This is a genomic window from Luteimonas abyssi (genome assembly GCF_001482195.1).
Classification (GTDB): Bacteria; Pseudomonadota; Gammaproteobacteria; order Xanthomonadales; family Xanthomonadaceae; genus Luteimonas; species Luteimonas abyssi.
The window spans coordinates 2,278,285-2,296,270 of record NZ_KQ759763.1; the positions used below are offsets into that span (position 1 = coordinate 2,278,285).

General features: G+C 70.1%; 17 protein-coding genes. 13 read left to right on the plus strand and 4 right to left on the minus strand.

All coding sequences use genetic code 11. The annotated features are described in order from the left end of the window. Both RG19_RS09585 and RG19_RS09590 read right to left on the minus strand, forming a co-directional pair. Positions 1 to 2,948 (minus strand): ESPR-type extended signal peptide-containing protein (locus tag RG19_RS09585; protein ID WP_274377923.1); only part of this gene is annotated, 2,948 nt, incomplete at its 3' end. A gap of 185 nt (positions 2,949 to 3,133) precedes the next feature. Beyond that, a complete protein-coding gene (locus RG19_RS09590; protein ID WP_238376616.1) occupies positions 3,134 to 4,084 on the minus strand; it encodes an AraC family transcriptional regulator in 951 nt (316 codons plus the stop codon). Between the two features lie 567 nt (positions 4,085 to 4,651). On the opposite strand from RG19_RS09590, the gene RG19_RS09595 reads away from it, so the two are divergent. The 13 genes from RG19_RS09595 (at position 4,652) to RG19_RS09655 (ending at position 16,979) form a co-directional block, all read left to right on the plus strand. Next, on the plus strand, positions 4,652 to 4,852 hold the full coding sequence (locus RG19_RS09595; protein WP_058835083.1) for a Flp family type IVb pilin: 201 nt from the start codon (positions 4,652 to 4,654) through the stop codon (positions 4,850 to 4,852). 9 nt (positions 4,853 to 4,861) lie between these two features. Next, positions 4,862 to 5,386, plus strand: a complete 525-nt coding sequence (locus tag RG19_RS09600) for an A24 family peptidase (RefSeq protein ID WP_058835084.1) — start codon at positions 4,862 to 4,864, stop codon at positions 5,384 to 5,386. Next, positions 5,379 to 5,846: a TadE family protein gene (locus RG19_RS09605; RefSeq protein ID WP_058835085.1), complete on the plus strand. Its 468-nt coding sequence runs from the start codon at positions 5,379 to 5,381 to the stop codon at positions 5,844 to 5,846. The genes RG19_RS09600 and RG19_RS09605 overlap by 8 nt, the downstream gene beginning before the upstream one ends. Before the next feature lie 61 nt (positions 5,847 to 5,907). Further along, positions 5,908 to 6,903, plus strand: a complete 996-nt coding sequence (cpaB, locus tag RG19_RS09610; RefSeq protein ID WP_058835086.1) for a Flp pilus assembly protein CpaB — start codon at positions 5,908 to 5,910, stop codon at positions 6,901 to 6,903. Beyond that, positions 6,903 to 8,219 (plus strand): type II and III secretion system protein family protein, encoded by a 1,317-nt coding sequence (locus tag RG19_RS09615; RefSeq protein ID WP_157515226.1) that lies wholly within the window; start codon positions 6,903 to 6,905, stop codon positions 8,217 to 8,219. Before cpaB ends, RG19_RS09615 begins: the two co-directional genes overlap by 1 nt. A 19-nt stretch (positions 8,220 to 8,238) precedes the next feature. Then, entirely contained in the window at positions 8,239 to 9,474 is a 1,236-nt protein-coding gene (locus RG19_RS09620; protein WP_157515227.1) for a P-loop NTPase family protein, read from the plus strand. Between the two features lie 29 nt (positions 9,475 to 9,503). Further along, positions 9,504 to 10,826 (plus strand): TadA family conjugal transfer-associated ATPase, encoded by a 1,323-nt coding sequence (locus tag RG19_RS09625; protein WP_238376688.1) that lies wholly within the window; start codon positions 9,504 to 9,506, stop codon positions 10,824 to 10,826. After that, complete coding sequence (locus RG19_RS09630) at positions 10,823 to 11,764, plus strand: type II secretion system F family protein (RefSeq protein WP_058835089.1); 942 nt, start codon at positions 10,823 to 10,825, stop codon at positions 11,762 to 11,764. The genes RG19_RS09625 and RG19_RS09630 overlap by 4 nt, the downstream gene beginning before the upstream one ends. A gap of 40 nt (positions 11,765 to 11,804) precedes the next feature. Beyond that, positions 11,805 to 12,740 carry a type II secretion system F family protein gene (locus RG19_RS09635; RefSeq protein WP_058835090.1) on the plus strand — a complete coding sequence of 312 codons (936 nt, stop codon included), beginning with the start codon at positions 11,805 to 11,807 and terminating at the stop codon, positions 12,738 to 12,740. A 157-nt stretch (positions 12,741 to 12,897) separates the two neighbouring features. Further along, entirely contained in the window at positions 12,898 to 13,566 is a 669-nt protein-coding gene (locus RG19_RS09640) for a tetratricopeptide repeat protein (RefSeq protein WP_157515228.1), read from the plus strand. Then, complete coding sequence (locus RG19_RS09645; protein WP_238376617.1) at positions 13,563 to 13,982, plus strand: DUF3613 domain-containing protein; 420 nt, start codon at positions 13,563 to 13,565, stop codon at positions 13,980 to 13,982. The genes RG19_RS09640 and RG19_RS09645 overlap by 4 nt, the downstream gene beginning before the upstream one ends. A 7-nt stretch (positions 13,983 to 13,989) precedes the next feature. After that, the gene (locus RG19_RS09650) at positions 13,990 to 16,134 is read left to right on the plus strand and encodes a TadG family pilus assembly protein (protein ID WP_058835093.1); all 2,145 of its coding nucleotides are present in this window, start codon (positions 13,990 to 13,992) and stop codon (positions 16,132 to 16,134) included. Between the two features lie 101 nt (positions 16,135 to 16,235). After that, positions 16,236 to 16,979, plus strand: a complete 744-nt coding sequence (locus RG19_RS09655) for a DUF2968 domain-containing protein (RefSeq protein ID WP_082672588.1) — start codon at positions 16,236 to 16,238, stop codon at positions 16,977 to 16,979. Between the two features lie 202 nt (positions 16,980 to 17,181). Here the strand turns inward: RG19_RS09655 and RG19_RS09660 are convergent, their stop codons facing one another. Together RG19_RS09660 and RG19_RS09665 are read right to left on the minus strand one after the other, a co-directional pair. After that, entirely contained in the window at positions 17,182 to 17,607 is a 426-nt protein-coding gene (locus tag RG19_RS09660; protein WP_058836528.1) for an RNA-binding S4 domain-containing protein, read from the minus strand. Positions 17,608 to 17,662: 55 nt separating this feature from the next. Beyond that, positions 17,663 to 17,944: a hypothetical protein gene (locus tag RG19_RS09665; protein ID WP_157515229.1), complete on the minus strand. Its 282-nt coding sequence runs from the start codon at positions 17,942 to 17,944 to the stop codon at positions 17,663 to 17,665. Positions 17,945 to 17,986 lie beyond the last annotated feature (42 nt).

Below are 17,986 nucleotides of genomic sequence, written 5' to 3' on the forward strand. Positions count from 1 at the left end.
GTGACGTTCCCGGCCGCATCCAGGCCGGCGCCTGCACCGAGATAGCCGGCCAGCGCGAGGTTCGCGCCGTACAGCTGCGCACCGGTGACCGCATCGGCACTGACCGCGGTCACCGCACCCGCGGCCACATTACCCAGGCCGACCGGCGCACCGCTGCCGTCGCCGGTCAGCGTGACCCGGTTGATCAGGTTGCCGTCGACATCGACGTCGTAGCGCACCGCCAGGCGGTCCAGTTCGCCGGCGATCTGGGTGACGTTGGCCAGCGACGTGCTGACCGAACCGAACGCGCTCCCCACGTCGCTGTAGTTGCCGCTGCCCAGCGTCCCGTCGGCGCCCACTTCATTGAGCAGGTAATCGGGGGCGGTGACGTTCCCGGCGGCATCGAGCCCCGCGCCCGCGCCGAGATAGCCGGCCAGCGCGAGATTGGCGCCGTACAACTGGGCGCCGTTGACCGCATCGGCACTGACCGCGGTCACCGCACCCGCGGCCACATTGCCCAGGCCGACCGGTGCGCCGCTGCCCGTCCCGGTCAGGGTGACCCGGTTGACCAGGTTGCCGTCGACATCCACGTCGTAACGCACCGCCAACCGGTCGAGCTCGCCGGCCACCTGGGCGACGTTGGCCAGCGAACTGCTGACCGAGCCGAACGCCCCGCCCACGTCGGCGTAGTTGCCACTGCCGAGCGTGCCGCCCGGGCCGACTTCGGTGAGCGCATAGTCGGGTGCGGTCACGTTCCCCGCGGCATCCAGCCCGGCGCCGGCACCCAGATAGCCGGCCAGCGCGAGGTTGGCGCCATGCAACTGCGCACCGGTCACGGCCTCGCTGCTGCCGGCCGCCACGGCGCCGGCCGCGACGTTGGCCAGCGTCGTCGGGCCGGTACCGTTGCCGAAGGTCACCCGGGTGAAGTCCGGCACGCCACCGATTTCGTCGTAGCGCACCGCGAACACCTCGACGGTGTCGATCAGTTCGATGGCGCCCCGCAACTGGGCGACGTTGACCGCATCGGTATCGGCGCTGCCCGCGGCGAGATGGGTGAGCTGACGCTCCTGCCCGGCACGTCCGATGGACACCTCGCCGGCGGCGTTCTGCGCGGCGGTCAAGCCGTATGCCGTGTATCCGGTCTGCGGGCCGCGATCGGCCGCGGAGCGATAGCCGAGCGCCACGCTGTTGACCTGGCTCGACGTCGCCTCGGACCCCAGGATGGTCTGCGCATGCGCGGTGCCCAGCGCGCTGTCGCCGACCACCACCGAGTGGCCCAGTCGCGCGTTGTAGTCGGACGTCGGCACACCGGTCGGGTCGAGAGGATCGTTCAGGCCATTGCCGGGAAAGGCGATCGAGGCATCCACCCGCGGCAGCTCGTGGCGGGCATTGGCGCCGATCACGACTTCCTTGGAGCCGTTCGCGTAGGCGCCGTCACCGACCAGGACCTGGAAGTCCTGGGCGGGGTTGACCGCCCAGCAATCGGTGCTCACCAGGCCCAGCAGGTTGGCGCACCGCGACGCCCAGCCGGGCGCCCGGTCGGGCAGGACCAGGCCGAGCAGGCCGCCGGCGGCACCGTTGTTGATGTTCTGGATGTAGCTGTCGGAGGTGACCCCGCCGATGAGCGTGAGATGCGAGCTGCCGCCGGTGCTGGCGTTGCCCAGCGAGCCCAGCAGCGTGCCGACCGGCGTGACGTTGGCCACCGGAAGGCCGAGCACATTGGTCACCGCGTACGCCTGCATCACGTTGGCGCTGTTGACCGCGAGGTTGCCGTTGCGCACGAAGCCGTCGCCGCCGAACAGGCTGGCACCGGTCGGCCCGACGAGCTGGCCGACCCCGCCCACCAGGCCGCCGGTGCCGATGACAAGGCCGGTGTTGGGCTCGTAGGGACGCGGGAACTTCGGGTTCGAGGGTGGAATCGCCTGCGGTTCGACCGGATCGAAGATGCCGCCGACCACGTTGCCGACACCGCCCGCGACGCCGCCCACGACCGGAGCGACCACGCCATTCACCACGCCGCCGACGACATTGCCGACGCCGCCCACCACGGGCCCGACCACGTTGTCGACGACACCGCCGATACCCCCGACCACGCCACCGATCAGACCGCGTCCATGCGCCGTCTCGCGCTGTGCGAACACCGCCAGGTCCACTTCGGCGCCGTCCTCCGGTGCATCCGGGTCTCCGCTGCCGATCGCGGCGGTCGCCTCGGCGGCCGTCCCGAGCGTCAGCGCATGATCGCCGGTACGCACATCGAGCCCTGCGTCGACGTCGAGTGCGATATCCAGCTCCAGGCCGAGACCTTCTTCGCGCGCGAGCAACGCGACCGGCGCCGCGTGGACCGGCAAGGGCGCCGGCGCGCGCGGTGCCTCGTTCATGGCGACCGCCGTGCCGGCCGCGAGACGCGCGGTCACCGACGTGGCGGCCTCGGGCAGCACGCGGGCCAACGCGGCTCCGGTGTCGACGCGCGTCTCCACCGCGGCCTGCACCCGCGGCGTCGCGGCCGACGCCTGCCGGACGACGGCGCGCGGTGTCTGCGCGATGGCGACCAAGGCTTCACGGGCCGCCGGCACGACGCTCGGCGGAACACGAGAAGCGACGGCCGCATCCGCCTTCATGCTGGGGGGAGCATGGACCGGAGCGGATGCGGCCGCCGCAAGACTGACGCCTGCCGAACCCGCAGCGCCTGCGTCGACCCTTCCCGCGGCGGATGCGGCGACCGCGACCGGTTGCGGCGCATACTTGTCCGCCAACGCGAGCATGTCCGACATCCGCGTATCGACCGTGGCGCTGGCCGTGTCGACGTGCAATGCGAACGAAAGACCGATGAACAGCGCGGCCAGCACGCAACGCAATTCGCGTTCACGGCCGACGGGACCCGCGAGTCCGCGGCGTGCGGACGCGAGTTCGGAGCACACCACGAGCATCCGGCGCTCGCGGTTCCAGATCAGACGATAGATGCGGTTCATGGCGCCCCCCAGGCGTTGATGACGTGGACGAGGGCGCTCTGTGCGTGCCTCGTGGGGGGATTACAGCGTCGGGACTGCGCGCCGCTTGCGCTGCAACGGCACATCGTGCCGCCTTTCCGGCAGGCGCTTCAGCGAAAGCGGCAGGACGATGAGCGTAATCGGCAAACGTCGTCCTGGCCGCCTCGTCAGTTCAACGAGGCGCCTTCATCGTGTGGTGGGTGGCGCATCAACGTTTCGCTGGGCAGCTCGCCGAACACGCGTCGGTAATTGTCGGCGAATCGCGACAGATCCCAGAGGCCGCAGGCGAGCGCGATCGCCTTGACCGTCCTGCGCGCGCCGTCGGCCATCGACAGGCTGCGGCAGGCCGCGCACAACCGCAGCATCGACAGGTATCGCGTGGGCGACAGCCCCAGCATGTGCTCGAACGCGTAGCGCAGCGCGCGCTCGCTGACGCCCGCCGCCGTGCACAACTCCTGCAGATAGATGTCGCGACGCATGTGTTGGCGCATGAAGGCTTCGGCACGCTGCACGATCAAGTAGTGCGAGTGGTGCGCGCGCGGGCAGACCGGACGTTCGCGCGTACTGGCCGCCAACGCTGCCTGGATGTGCTGTTCGAGCAAGGCCTCGACTTCGTCGTCGAGCAGGCGACCGTCGACCACGCGACGCGCCAGCCCCTCGCAATGCATCCGCAGGCGCTCGCCCCAGCCCCCGCCTTCGGTGCGGAACAACGAGAGCGCCCGCGACGGCGGCAACCCCTCCCGCAGGCTGAGCTCGGTGAAACGGCGCTGCAGGCGGCGTACAGGCATCAACACGAGCAGGACGTGCGAGTTCTCGGACAGCACGAACTCGCTGATGCCCTCGGCCAGCACGGTCAGCGCGAGGCCGGACGACAACGGCGTGCCATGGCACCAGCTCTTCGCCGGGTCGGTGGACTGCACGAAGCCGACCATGCACCAGTCCAGCGGCAGCATGAAGCGCCCCCGGAACCGGAAACCGGTCCTCGCCGAAAGAAACAGTGCACCGTCGTGGACGCGCGATTCGAGAGCCACGCGTGGATTGCCGCCATCGAGCAGCGTCAGTTCCAGATCGCAGACCCGCAACACGCCGGTCAGCGTGGCCAGATCCGTGGATCGCATTCCTTCGGTCGATTCGATGTCGGTCGCCATCCAAGCAGCCCCCCATTCTTCCTGGGAGAGCACCATCCGCAGCATCGCCAACGGTCCGGATCCGATCGCATCCTGTTGTCCGCCCGCATCCTGCGGCGCGTTTGAGGCTCCGGTTCCTACCGCCGGTCGGTCGACCGGCAAGGCGAAGCAGCGTTTGGGGCCCCCCGACCCAACTTCGACGTTGATCTAATCAGTCCACCCGTCCGGACAATGCACATTTTCGGCAGTCTGCGGCGCCTGCTCAACGGCCCCCGCACGATGGATCGGGTGTTTTCCGTTTGCGTTCATTTTCTTCACACGGAATTTTCACGTCGGTTGCCGAATTTGTGCAGCGAACACGCATCCATCGTGACGAGGATGTGTTCAACGCGCCGTGGAGCGCGTGAGGTGCGCGACACGGGGGAAGCGCACTGTCCGGAGCCGACGCTCGCAGACCGCAGCTTCGACATCGGGTATCCGCCCAGGCTTCCCTGACCAACGTCCGCCGCCTCACCGGGGATCCCGGCCATCTCGGCCGGCGAAGCGAGGAGGAGTGACATGGAAAGGTTCAAGGCGTTTCTGAAGGAAGAGGACGGGGTGACCGCGCTGGAGTACGGTCTGCTCGCGGCGGTGATCGCGGGGGTGCTGGTCGTCGCGGCAGGGCCTGCGATCGGCGGCTTCTTCGAAGAGCTGTTTACTGCACTCGGCAACGCGGTGAGCAACGCCGTGGGAGAAGCTGGCTCGGCCGGCGACCCCTGAGCCGCCGCAGTGACCGCGACCCTGCTGATCGCGATCGTCCTGGGCTGCCGGATCGTGGCCGGCGACCTGTTCGAACGACGCATCCCCAACCGCTGGTTGCTGGCCGCGCTGCTGGGAGGCCTCGCGTGCCACCTGGCTGCGGCCGTCGCCGGTGACACCGGCGCTGCCGGTCGTGCGTTGCTGGGACTGGCGATCGGCGTCGCGGTCCTGCTGCCCTTCCACCTCCTGGGCTGGATGGGCGCGGGGGACGTCAAGTACTTCGGCGTGATCGGCCTGCTGCTCGGGCCGCAGGCGCTGCCGGCGGTCTGGGTTGTCGCCAGCCTGATCGCCGGCGGGCATGCGGCCCTGCTGCTGGCCGGACGGCTGCGTGTCCTGCGGTGGCTGCATCCCCTGCGCACCGACGCCGAAACGCCACTGAGCGCCGCATCGCACAGACCGGGACGGGTGCGCACCCGCGGCATTCCTTACGCCGCCTACCTGTCGGTCGGCGTCTTCGCATGGATCGTCGTGCACCTGGGAGGCCTCCATGGCTAGGCACCTGCACAACCGGCGCCGCGCACGTGGCGTGGCGACCCTCGAGTTCGTCTTCATCCTGATCTTCGGCGTGATGCCGCTCGTCCTGGCCACGGGCACCGGGGTGCTGGTGATGGCCGCCCATCAGGCCGTGACCCTGGCCGCCGCCGAGGGCGCGCGCGCATCGCTCGGCGACGGCACACCGAGCCAGCGAAAGGCCCTGGCCTGCGCGACCGCCGCGTCGGCGATGGCGTGGCTGCTGGAGTTCTCCGACGACGACGATGCCTGCACCAGCGGCGCCATCCGGGTGGAGTCGGTCACATGCGGCACCAGCGACCTGCCGGGCGACTGCATGCGGGTCCGTACGCGCTTCGAATACGGACGCCACCCGCTGCTGCCGGGAACCGGACGCCTCTACACGGCAGCGTTCGACGGCCCCGTCCAGTCGGTGGCCATCGTCCGCCTCGGCGATCTCGACTGAGGGCTCACGACATGCTCCGCCCCCTCGCCCCTGCGACCCTGGAAGCCCATCGATGCACCGGATGACGCGTATCGCCGCCCTCGCCCTGGTCGTCGTGTCGATCGTGCTCGCCGCGACCGCGATCGGCCTGGCGCGCAAACCATCGGCGGCCGCTCCCATCCCGGTCCTGACGGACGTGGGACGGACCGAGCGCACACCCGCGGTCACGGTGATCGTGGCGGCGCGCGATCTGCACGCGGGGCACCCCATTGGCGCCGAGGACGTCACCACCACGCGCGCAGGCGATCGCCCGGCTGGCGCGCTGCCCAGCGAGGATGCGGCGGTGGGCAAGGTGTTGCTGCGCGACGTCGCCGCCGGCACACCGCTGGCGGTCGACGATCTCGCCCGCGGAATCGCCGCCAGCCTGCGCGTCGGCGAGCGCGCCGTCGCGGTACCGGTAGACGAACTCAGCGGCGTCGGCCATCGCATCGCGCCCGGCGACCTGGTCGACGTGTTCGTCCATCTCCGACTCGGCGAACGCGGCGAGGAGCGACGCCAGACACGATTGCTGCTGTCGCGCCTGCGCGTGCTGGGCTATGGTGGCGACGACCTCGCTCCCGCCCCGGCCCGAGAAGACGAGACCGCCTTCGACGACGACCCTCGCGCAGCGACCATCGCCGCGAGTGCAGGCGCGAGCGCAACCAGCCGTCGCCGCGAGACGACCGCCGCACGCAGCGCCATCCTCGCCATTCCGGTGGATCAGGTGCAGCGGCTGCTGCTGGCCTCGCAACAGGGGGCGTTGTCGCTGGCCCTGCGCCACCCCGCGGACACCGCGGTCGCCGATGCGGACCTGTTTCCGCAGCCCCGCCGTGTGTTGAGTGCCCGCCGCGACCTCCAGCCGGACGATCGCGACGCGCTCGCCCGGCCCGAGAACATCGCCTATGCCGGCACCGATCTGGATGCGCTCGCCGGCAGCGCCGCGGCCGCGCCCCCACCGCCGCGTCCGGCCGAGCGGCCGCGTACGGCAAGCATCGAAATCATCCGCGGCGATGGCCGGCAGTCCGGGGGCACCCGATGATGCGCCGCGCGCTACTGCCACCGACGCGCCTGCTCGCCGGCTCGCTCGTCGCCTGGTCCTTGCTGCCGGCGTTGTGGCTCGCCCTGTTGATCCCGGCCGTCGCACAGACGCCGGTGGTCCTGGAGACCCACGAGCAACGCCCCTGGGCGCTGCCCGCCGACCTGGAGCGCATCGCGGTGGCCAATCCCGAGGTGGCCGACGTCCTGCTCCTGGACGGTCGCCGCAACGCCCTGCTGCTGGGCCGCTCTCCGGGTCAGACCACCCTGCTGGTCTGGCGCCGCGGCCAGGGCGAACCGACGCGCACCCGGCTGGAAGTGCGCGCGCCACTGCAGGCCGCGCTCGCGACCGATCCCGCACGCGTGCAGGCCGACGGCGGGCATGCGCTGCTGTCGGGCAGCTTCCCGGACATGCTCGAACACGAACGCTATCGCCAGGCCGCGGCGATCGCCTCGGGCCAGGAAGCGGTCATCGACCAGTCCAGCGTCTCCGCCGGCGTCGTGCAGGTCGAGGTGCGGGTGGTCGAGTTCAACCGCAACGTCCTGCGCCAGCTCGGCCTGAACTTCCAGAACCGCAACGGCGGCTTCCGCTACGGGTTCACCAGTCCCGGCGTGGGACGCGCCGACGGCGGCGAGGGCGACCTGCTGTCGTCGGCATTCCGGATCGCCCTCGGGTCCGACCGCAACAGCTGGAGCGCCAGCCTCGACCTGCTGCAGAGCAACGGCATGGCGCGGATCCTCGCCGAGCCCACCCTGGTCGCCCTGTCCGGACAGAGCGCGAGTTTCCTCGCCGGCGGCGAACTGCCGATCCTGGAGCCGCAGGGCCTGGGCACCACGACAGTGGCGTTCAAACCGTTCGGCATCGGGCTGACCGTCACGCCGACGGTGCTGTCGCCGGACCGGATCGCACTCAAGGTCGCGCCGGAAGCCAGCGATCTCGACTACGCCAACGGCGTGACCCTCGACGGCGTGCAGATCCCCGCCATCACCACGCGCCGTGCCGATACCACGGTGGAGCTCGGCGACGGCGAGAGCTTCGTCATCGGTGGGCTGGTCAGCAGCACCCTGAGTTCCACCGTCGACAAGATTCCCTTGCTGGGCGACCTCCCGATCATCGGCAGCTTCTTCCGCAATCTCGACTATCGCCGCCAGGAACGCGAACTGGTCATCGTGGTCACGCCGCGCCTGGTGCGCCCGCTGGCGCGCGGCACCGAACTCACCCTGCCCGGCGACCGGGAAACGCAGCCCCGGCATTCGCCATGGGCTTCCTGGCTCCTGCATCCGGCCGGCTCGGATCCGCTCCCGGGTTTTTCCAGGTGACCGGAGGCCTCTGTCGATCATGTCCGCACTCCGCTCGCCCACCCCGATGACCGCGCCGACGCCCGTTCCGATCCTTTACGGCCCGGACGAGCTACCGGCGCAACGTCTGCGTACGCGCGCGGGCCTCGAGGTCCGATGGCTCGACAGCCGCGGCCATCCGGCCGAGACGCTGCCCGAGGACACGCTGATCCTGCTCGACTTCTCGCATCCCGGGGCCGCCGAGGCCGCCCGTCTCGCCAGGGATCTTTCCGGTCGGGCCTTGGTGGCGGTGGGCACGACGTCGGGCGAAAACGCGCAAGGCGTGATCGCGGCGTTGCGTGCCGGCGTACGCGACTTCATCGACCTGGACGCGAGCGCCGCCGACATCGCCCTGCAACTGCGCCGGCTGCACGCCGATATCGCCTCTCCGCACGTGCGGTCCGTGGCCATGACGCCACCCCGCGGGCGGGTCGTGGTGGTGCTCGGCGTGCGCGCCGGCCTCGGCACCAGCACGCTGGTCGCGCATCTCGGTGCGCTGGCCGCATCGGCACTGCACACGCGGCCATCCCCGTCCGGCGACCTGACGGCCCTGCTGATCGACCTGGGCCAGCCTGTCGGCGATCTCGGCCTGTATCTGGACCTGCGCGGCGACTTCGGTCTCGAACAGGCGCTGCGCGGACCCGAGCGCCTGGACGCCACGCTGGTACGCAGCGCGATGCCTCGGCACGCCAGCGGCGCCGGTCTGCTCGCGCCGGCGCAGGCATCGGCCGAGGGCCTCGACCCGCTCCCCCTGCTGGTCAAACTCCGTGCGCTGTATCCGCTGACCCTGGTGGATCTCGCAGGCCCCAGCCACCGGCACTGGCCCACCGGCCTGCTGCGCGAGGCCGATGCGGTCTGGTTGCTCGCCGACCCCGCGGTCGGCTCCCTAGTGGCCCTGGATGCCGCGCTCGCCGCCCTGCGCGCGACCCGGGGCGGGGACACCGGCGTGGGGCTGGTGATCGCACGTCACGACCAGGATGCGGGGCTTCCTCCACCACAGATCGCAGCACGCTTTGGCTTGCCGCTGCTGGGGGTCATCCCCGAACGCCTACGCACTCTGCGCGCCGCCTCGAACCTTGGTCAGCTGCTGCAGGACGCCTATCCGCGCGATCCATACCTGGCGGCGCTGCGCCTTCTGCTGCCGCATCTCCATCCTTTCATCGCCCCTCCCGGAAACACCGGGAGCGGGCGCCTCTCCCGCCTGCTCGCGAGGCTGCACGCATGGACAAGAAGGTAACGCCGATCACCAGCCGGCTGGGGCCGATCATGAACCGACGCACGTCCAGCGAGGGCAGCGATCCCAGCCCGACGTTCGAGCACAGCGAGCAGTTCCAGGGCGTCCTGTCCGCGGCCCACGAGCATCTGCTCAACCGCATCGAGGACGAACGCCTGGATGTCGATGCCTGGGCACCGGATACCACCGAACGCTACGTGCGCGGGCAGACCGTCGCCTTCATCGAGGAGTGGCGGATCCCGATCAACGAGGGCGAGATGGATCTCGTCGTCCAGGCCCTGTGCAAGGAACTCAACGGATTCGGCCCGATCGACGATCTCCTGCACGATCCGAGCATCGAGGACATCCTGATCAACGGCCCTGGCGAGATCCATGTCTCGCAGGGCGGCATGATGCGCCGGGTGCCGGCCCGCTTCAGCGACGATCGCCACCTGCTGCGGATCCTGCGCCGCATTCTGGCCCCGCTCGGCCGGCGCCTCGACGACTCCAGTCCGATGGTCGACGCGCGCCTGCCCAACGGCGGACGCCTCAACGCGATCATCTCGCCGCTCGCGGTCGATGGGCCGATGGTGTCGATCCGGAAGTTTCGTCAGGACCCGTTCTCGCCCGAGGAACTGCTGGCGAAGGGAAGCTTCGACCGACCGATGCTGGCGATGCTGCAGGCGCTGGTGCTCGGCCGCTGCAACATCCTGATCTCCGGCGGCACCAGTTCCGGAAAGACCTCGCTGCTGAATGCACTGGCCGGGATCATCCCCGAATCCGAGCGTGTCATCACGATCGAGGACACCGCGGAACTGTCGCTCAAGCATCCGCATGTGGTCCGGCTGGAAAGCCGCATGGGCGGGCTCGACGGCAGCGGCGAGATCGGGTTGCGCGAACTGGTCCGCAACAGCCTGCGCATGCGGCCGGACCGGATCGTCGTCGGCGAGGTCCGCGGTCCCGAAGTCATGGAGATGCTGCAGGCCATGAACACCGGACACGACGGCTCGATGGCGACCATCCACGCGAACTCCCCACGCGACTGCCTGCACCGGATCGAGATGCTCGCCGGATTCGCCGGTTTCCAGGGCAACGGCGACAGCCTGCGACAGCAGGTCGCCAGCGCGATCGATTTCATCGTCCAGATCGGGCGGTTGGGCAACGGCCGCCGGGTGGTGCTGTCGATCACCGAGATCGTCGGCGTGAGCGACCGCGTGGTCACCACGCAGGAATTGTTCCGCCACGAAGCGCGCATCGGCGAGGACGGCGTCGAGCGCGACCGCTGGAACGGGCTCGGCTTCCATCCCCACACCCCGAAGCTGGAACCGTTCCGGCAATTCCTCCGCGATGCGTCCCAGGCCGAGCCGCTGCCGTGACCGGCGTGCTCGCCTTGCTGGCGGTCTCGGCGCTGGTGCTGGCCGGCGCGATGGAGCTGTGGTGGCAATCGACTGCCCAGGCCCGCCAGCGGGCGGCGCTGGCGCATACCGAGCGCAACCTCGGCACGACCGCGACCGCGGGCATCGCGACACGCCAGGCTGCCGGCGCGGCGGGCCGGACCGGGTCGCACCGCGCACAACCGGCGCCGGTGCTGTATCTGCGCGACCTGCTGCATCGCGCAGCGCTGAGCGAAGGCGGCTTCATCCTGGCCCTGTCGCCGGGAATGGCGCTGGCCGTCGTCGCCGCGATGCGGCTGGGGACCGCGTGGGCGGCGCTGCCGATGCTGATCGTCTATCTGCTCGGGCTCGGGTTCTGGCTGCACCGGCGCATCGATGCACTGCGACAGAAACTGCTGCGGCAGATGCCCGACGTGCTCGACGACATGGTCCGCATGGCAGGCATCGGCAACAGCCTGCCCATGGCCTTTCAGGCCGCGACGCAACACGCGCCGCCCCCGCTGCGTGCATTGCTCGACGCCACCCTGAGCCAGGTCCGCAGCGGCCAGGATCTGGATCGTGCGCTGCAGGCCGCGGCACGCCCGTACCGCATTCCGGTGTTCGACGTACTCGCCATCGTGCTGGGCACCGCGATCCGCGTCGGTGGACGCGCCGACCAGGTGCTGCAGCGCATGAGCGACTTCATCCGCGATCAGGAACAGGCGCAGCGCGACCTGCGCGCGACGACGTCCGAAACCCGGGCCTCGGCGTGGGTGCTGGGGTTGCTGCCGCCGGTCTGCGCGCTGGCGATGGCGATGTTGTCGCCCGATTTCTTCATGCCCATGATCGAGACATCGACCGGGCATCGCCTGCTGCTGGCAGCGCTGGTGTTCGAAGGCATCGGCGCGGTGTTCCTCTATCGTCTGGCGCGTTCGCTATGAACGCGGAGACGTCGATGCCGGTCCTCGCGGAGACGTCGCCATGAGCGGCGCGGCCTGGCTCGCCGCGGCCGTGGTCGCGCTCTGCGTGCTGATGGCCGGCGGAGGCGTCGCGATGTTCGTGCGCGATCTTCGTCAGCAGCGGGTCGCCCGCCATCTGCAGGGTGCCCTGCAAGCGCGCGCCGGTGCCTCGGAACGACAGGAGCAAACGCCACCGGCGCATTGGTGGTCCGGACTCGAGATCCTGGGACGTCGCCTGTCGGACGGACGCCTCGGTGCGCTGCTGTTGGCCGGCGAGGATCGCCTGCTGCTCGATCAGGCCGGCTGGAACGACCGCACGGGCACCGCGCTCTATCTGGGTGCGCGGGTCACGCTCGCGCTGTTCTTCGCACTGCTGGCGGTGGTCCTCGCGGCCCCCCGCGGCCCGACCGCCGCAGTGGCGATCGTCGGCGCGCTGGCCGCGGGCGTGTTGCTGCCCAAGATCGTGCTGCGCAGCTGGGCGGCGCGGATCCGCAAGCGCGCGGCGGAGGAATTGCCGCTGCTCGTCGACCTGCTGCGCCTGCTGCAGGGCGTCGGCTTCAGCATGGATCAGAGTCTGCAGATGCTCGGTGAGCAGCTCGGCGGCGCACTGCCCGTATTGGGTCGCGAACTGCGCGAGGCCAACACCGCCTATGCGCGCGGACGCAGCCGTCCGCAATCCTTGCGCCGGCTCGGTGAGTCGTTCGGCAGCGACGATCTGCGCAGCCTGGTGCAGGTGATCGTGCAGGTCTCCCAGCACGGCGGCTCCGTGCAGGAGCCCCTGCGCCAGTTCGCCGAGCGCCTGCGCGAACAGCGTCGCGCCTCGCTCAAGGAACGCGTCGGCAAGCTGTCGGTGAAGATGACCGTGGTGATGATGCTGACCCTGCTCCCGGCACTGATGCTGGTGCTGGGCGGTCCCGCCATCATCGCGCTCTCCAGTGCGATGAGCCGGATGAACTGAGGAGATGGGGATGAAGGCGTCGCGACCGGTTCCATCACTCGCACTGCTCGCACTGCTCGCACTGTGTGCGCTGACCGCATGTGGCAGCACGCCACGGCTCCCGCCCGCCGCCCTCGCGCCCGCCGTCGAGAGGACGGACGCGACCGACGACCGTGCCATGCATCTCGCGCTGATCGCGCGGATGCAGCACGAAGGGGCCTGGTACGCCTCGCTGGCGCACATCGACGCGCATCGCGCCCGGCACGGCAACAGCGCTGCGTTGCAGGTGTTGCGCGCGGACGCCCTGCGCGAAACCGGCCGCCTCGACGACGCCGACGCCGCATATCGTGGGCTGACCCAGGGACGCGAGGCCGCCGCAGCCTGGCACGGACTCGGACTGGTGACGGCCCGGCGCGGCGACCCGGCCACCGCCAGCACGCACCTGGAGCGTGCCGTACGTCTGGATCCGCTCAACGCCGTCTACGTGAGCGATCTCGGCTTCGCCCGCATGCAGGCCGGCCAGCATGCCGCGGCACGGGAGCCCTTGGCCCAGGCGGCGGAACTGGCACCGGCCGACCCGCGCGCGATCGCCAATCTCGCGACCTGGCTGATGGTCGGTGGCGATGTCGCCGGCGCGGCGCGGCTGATGGACGAAGCCGGCCTGCCCCCCGGGACCCGCGACGAGGTCCACCGCCTGTCGCAGGCACTGCGCAGTGCGCCACAGGCGCGCATGCCACCCGCCGCATCGGGCGGAAGCCAGCAGACCGCCTCCGGCGCGTTCTCGCCGCCGCGCACGATGTTGCAGCGCTTCGGCGGCGCCGACGATCTCCAGGAGGTTTCACGATGACATCCCCCCGCGCCATTGCGCCTTCCCGCCGCGTCGTCGCGACCGGCCTATGCATGCTCGTCGCGCTGTTGATCGCAGCGCCGCTCGCTGCGCAGCAGAAGCCCTTGACCGGTCGCATGCTGTCCACCCCGGTACCGCAACCCGACACGCTGCCCGTGGTGGATGTCCCCGATGCCGCCCGTCCCCCGCAGACGCCGTGGCCGACCATCGCACCCGGCCGCTCCGGAAGCGATTTCGGCGATGCGACCCGGTCTCTGTTCGCGCTGCAGGCCGACCCGCACCGACCCGGCGTCCAGCGCCCCGTGACCGGCGAACAGGCCAGCGCGGCGTACCGTCGCTATCTGCGCAGCTTCGAACACGACATCCCGGAGATGTTCGACATCAACGTCGCCGAACAACCGGCGCGCGGGCGCTGAACGCGTCATGCCCACGCCGCAGCCACGCCGCAACCGGGCCGCCGTCCAACGCGGCAGCATGGCCGTGACCATGCTGTGGCTGCTGGTCGGGCTGAGCGCCCTGCTCGGCCTGGTGGAAGTCGGCTACCTCTATTGGGCCAAGCGCGACGCGCAGAAGGTCGCCGACCTCGCCGCCATCGCCGGTGTGCAACGGATGGACCAATGCGTGGCATCGGACAACGCCGCCGCACGCGTCAATGCCGTCGACGATCACGGATTCACGGGCGAACTCGAGATCGCCTGCGGACACTGGTCTCCGACGCAGCCGCTTGAGCGCCGCTTCATCGAATCCGACGACGCCACCGTCAATGCCGTCCAGGTCGTCGCACGGCGCAGTGGCCTGACGTCGTTCTTCCTCGGCGAACTCGTGATCGTCGAAGCCCGGGCGGTGGCGCTTGCGACGCCGCCGACCACGGCGTTCTCGGTGGGTGCGCAGCTGCTGCGACTCAACGGCAATACGCCGCTGGGAAGCGTGCTGAAGCTGGTCGGCGCGGATCTCGACAACACGTCCGTGCTGGGCTACGACGGTCTGGCGCAGGTGAAGGTCACGGCGGGCGGGCTGCTCGAGGCACTGGGCCTCCCGCTCGACACCAGCATCGGCGTAGGCGAACTGGAAGCGCTGCTCGCGGCACGACGCGTCTCGCTGGCGCAGGTGCTCGATGCCAGCGCCCGTCTGGTGGCGCAGGACACCGGCGTGTCGATCAATCTGCACGCCCTGCACAATGCGCTGGGCGCCGCCCTCGACCTCGACGCGCCGTCGATCCAGCTCGGTGGCCGTGCCGGTGCCCTGTTCGCCAGCATCGCGTCCGCTGACGGTCTCGCCGCGGGCGCCCTGGAGACGGAACTGTCGGTGCTCGACCTGCTCAACACATCGATCATGATCGCCGGGCAGGGCCGCGCCGTCGCCATCCGGAGCCTGGACATCGCCGGGGTCAGGATCGACGGCGGTATCGTCGAGCCGCCCTCGCTGGGAATGGGCGGCGTCGGCACCCGGGCCTACAACGCGCAGATCCGCGTCTACGTCGACATCGATACCGACAACATCAGCGTGCCCCTGGTCCCGACGCTGCTGCGGCTGCTGGATACGCGGCTGCGGCTGCCCCTGCATGTGGACGTCACCAATGCCATGGGCACGCTCACGGAGATCCACTGCAACGCGGGCGACGACGCACCCGACACGGCGACCATCGACATCGAGTCCTCGATCCTGCGCGCCTGCGTGGGCCGGGTGGACCCAGCTGCGCGTTACTCGACCGCCGACGTGTGCGGAACCACGCTTCAGGACGAAACGCTGCTGCGATTGCTGGGCGCACCGCTGGTCCGCAACCGCATCGAGCTGCCGGCGCTCCATCACCAGGACAGCCTGACCCTGGCTGCGGGCGAGACCGGCTCGACCCGGGTCAATTCGCTCGCACTCGGGGATGCGGTCCAGCGATTGACCCGGGAATTGCTACGCGTACTGTCGAATATGCTGGCACCGCAAACAGCCACAGCCGGCGATGTCGCAAACGACCTTGCCCGGCAATACGCCGAGGCCGCACCGCGCAATGGGGGGCGCTACAGCGCGGACAACATCATCGCGCTGGCTCGGAACGGCTCGCCAGAACTCGGCCTGGCGCCGATCGGTGACTGGCAGGTGAGCAGGGGTGTCCCACGTTCGTGCGGCCTACTCTTTACATGCTGGCGCGACGGCTCGGTCTGGGAGGGCTACCGCGCGGCGGTGACCGGCCAGGGCCTGGGGGTGCTCGATGGTCTGCTGGGCACGATCCTGGGGGGACTCGTCATCAACCGCTGCGATTCGCTCATCGGCAACATCCTCAACTACAACGGCTGCGTTACCAACAACCTGGCCTCCTATCTGCAGACGGCCCCCGAGGGCGTGCTCGACGCTGCGGCCGCCGACATGACCACACAACCCGGTACAGCCCCCCTCGCGTGTGGCGGACTGCTGTGCAGGCTTCTGGGCCCGGTGATCGACCTGCTTCGCCCGGTCCTCAACGGCATCGGCGCGCTGCTCTCGTCCGCCCTCGCCGACCTGCTGGGCCTGGAACTGGGCAGGACCGATGTCCACCTGCAATCCCTGCAGTGCACACCGGCCCGGCTGGTGCAGTAGCCCGGGATGTCTGCGGCTGCTGGCCTTGTCAGAAGGACCTCGATCCGATGCTAGACTGCCGCCGACACACGTCGCACCTGCCGCCAGGGGAAAGGCCGCATATGTTCGCAACATGGAATCCGTTCGCTTCGTGCAGGCCGGGACGCGATCGCGTCGTCCAGACGCTCTCGCTCCTGCTTCTGCTGACCTTCGCCTCGTCGGCGCTCGCCGCACGCGGCGGCATGCGCACCACGCCGACCCCCGAAGCCACCGGCGCCAGCGCCGGCACCGTGGCCGGCAGCAACATGGAGGAGTTGCGGCTGCTGATGGAGGCGGAGCGGCTGACCGAGTTGCGCACCACCTACAACGGCAACTACGGCGCGAGTCTGCTGTTCTACCCGGACACGCTGAACTACTACATCGCGCTGTTTCGCGATCGCGACTTCTGGCGGGTGATCAAGACCAGTTCCGTCGAAGAGGCGGAGCGCCTGTACCGCACCTTCGTCGACCAGACCGAGGAGCTGGCCCAGGTCTATATCGACACCGTTCGGCTCGAGGCGGGCAAGCAGTACACCGAGCAACTGGTGTCGCTCAACGAGCAGCGCCTGCAGAGTCTCCAGCGCGAGATGGACGCACAGCGCCAACAGTCGGTGCAGGTCAACGCCGCCCTGCAACAGGCGCGCCAGCAGGCCGCCTCGCTCAGCACCGACCTGCGCGCCTCGCATCAGCAGCTCGACACCCTGAACCAGCGGATCGAGAGCCTGCAGGCACAGCAGGCGAACCCGGAGCTCATCCTGCCCTCGCAGCCGCAGCCGGAAGGCGCACCCCCGACCACCGCGCAGCCGCTGCCCGAACCGACGCCCTGAGGCATGCATGGGTCGCTCCCAGGACGCGACTCGCCGGGAAACGACCCGAAAGCGGAGAAGGCCGCACTCGTCGGCCCCCTGGGTCGTCCACGGACGCCCACCGCGGCGCCGGGTCCACGCCGTCGCACCCCTCGGCACCTCACTCAGGACGCGCTGGGTGATATCGCCGCCGCGGCTCCCCGCTGCTCCGGACGATCCGGATTCAATTCGCGTCGATGTCGCCCAAGGCGCGGATCAGACGCCTGGCCCGCTTGTCGGGCCGGGTCTCCGGCGGCCGGTAGCCGGCCCGACCCGCACGCAGCTGCGCCACCCGCTCCTCGCGCGCCTGTCGCGAGGCATCGGACTCCGTGTAGAGCATGCGCGCCGCGCTGGCCGGCCCACGCGTGTCCGACAGCGCGACGACCTCGATCTCGAAGATCTCCTCGCCCCGCTCCACCCGCAGTCCGTCGCCGATACGCAGCATCCGCGACGGCTTCGGACGCTGTCCGCCGACCGCCACCTTGCCGCCATCGACCGCCTGCTTCGCCAGACTGCGCGTCCTGAAGAACCGCGCCGCCCACAGCCACAGATCCAGGCGCACGCTCTGCGCCTGCTCCCCTGATGGGATTGCCTTGTCGTTGCTGGTCATACCGTTCCCGGCCGGACGCGCCATGCCCGTCGACGGGCACGACGACACCACAGCCTCAATCTCCGCGGTCGCGCCGGAAGTCGACGGGTGCGCTTTCGCGCGACGCCGCCTGGCTGCGCCAGAGCACGGCCGCCTCTTCGCAGGCGCGGCGTGCGTTCTCCGTCACCGAAGGATCGGCCCGTACTTCGGCCGAGTTGCCGCGCAGGTTCCGACAGTCGGCACGGTCGGTCGTGCGTACGTCCATGTCGGACAGCCGGTCGCCGGAAGTGGTGCACGCGGCCAGACCTGCAGCGAGCAGGGCGGACACCACCCACATCGATCCTCGAATCTGATGCACGGTCGCTCTCCTGTACGAACCATGGGCGCGCATCGCACGCCG

Excerpts from the sequence above, each read along its gene's own strand:
- RG19_RS09655 (WP_082672588.1), top strand. The coding sequence starts at position 16,236 with ATGTTCGCAACATGGAATCCGTTCGCTTCGTGCAGGCCGGGACGCGAT.
- RG19_RS09660 (WP_058836528.1), bottom strand. The coding sequence starts at position 17,607 with ATGACCAGCAACGACAAGGCAATCCCATCAGGGGAGCAGGCGCAGAGC.
- RG19_RS09590 (WP_238376616.1), bottom strand. The coding sequence starts at position 4,084 with ATGCGATCCACGGATCTGGCCACGCTGACCGGCGTGTTGCGGGTCTGC.
- RG19_RS09640 (WP_157515228.1), top strand. The coding sequence starts at position 12,898 with ATGCATCTCGCGCTGATCGCGCGGATGCAGCACGAAGGGGCCTGGTAC.
- RG19_RS09625 (WP_238376688.1), top strand. The coding sequence starts at position 9,504 with ATGAACCGACGCACGTCCAGCGAGGGCAGCGATCCCAGCCCGACGTTC.
- RG19_RS09635 (WP_058835090.1), top strand. The coding sequence starts at position 11,805 with ATGAGCGGCGCGGCCTGGCTCGCCGCGGCCGTGGTCGCGCTCTGCGTG.
- RG19_RS09605 (WP_058835085.1), top strand. The coding sequence starts at position 5,379 with ATGGCTAGGCACCTGCACAACCGGCGCCGCGCACGTGGCGTGGCGACC.
- RG19_RS09645 (WP_238376617.1), top strand. The coding sequence starts at position 13,563 with ATGACATCCCCCCGCGCCATTGCGCCTTCCCGCCGCGTCGTCGCGACC.
- RG19_RS09650 (WP_058835093.1), top strand. The coding sequence starts at position 13,990 with ATGCCCACGCCGCAGCCACGCCGCAACCGGGCCGCCGTCCAACGCGGC.
- RG19_RS09595 (WP_058835083.1), top strand. The coding sequence starts at position 4,652 with ATGGAAAGGTTCAAGGCGTTTCTGAAGGAAGAGGACGGGGTGACCGCG.
- RG19_RS09620 (WP_157515227.1), top strand. The coding sequence starts at position 8,239 with ATGTCCGCACTCCGCTCGCCCACCCCGATGACCGCGCCGACGCCCGTT.
- cpaB (WP_058835086.1), top strand. The coding sequence starts at position 5,908 with ATGACGCGTATCGCCGCCCTCGCCCTGGTCGTCGTGTCGATCGTGCTC.
- RG19_RS09615 (WP_157515226.1), top strand. The coding sequence starts at position 6,903 with ATGCGCCGCGCGCTACTGCCACCGACGCGCCTGCTCGCCGGCTCGCTC.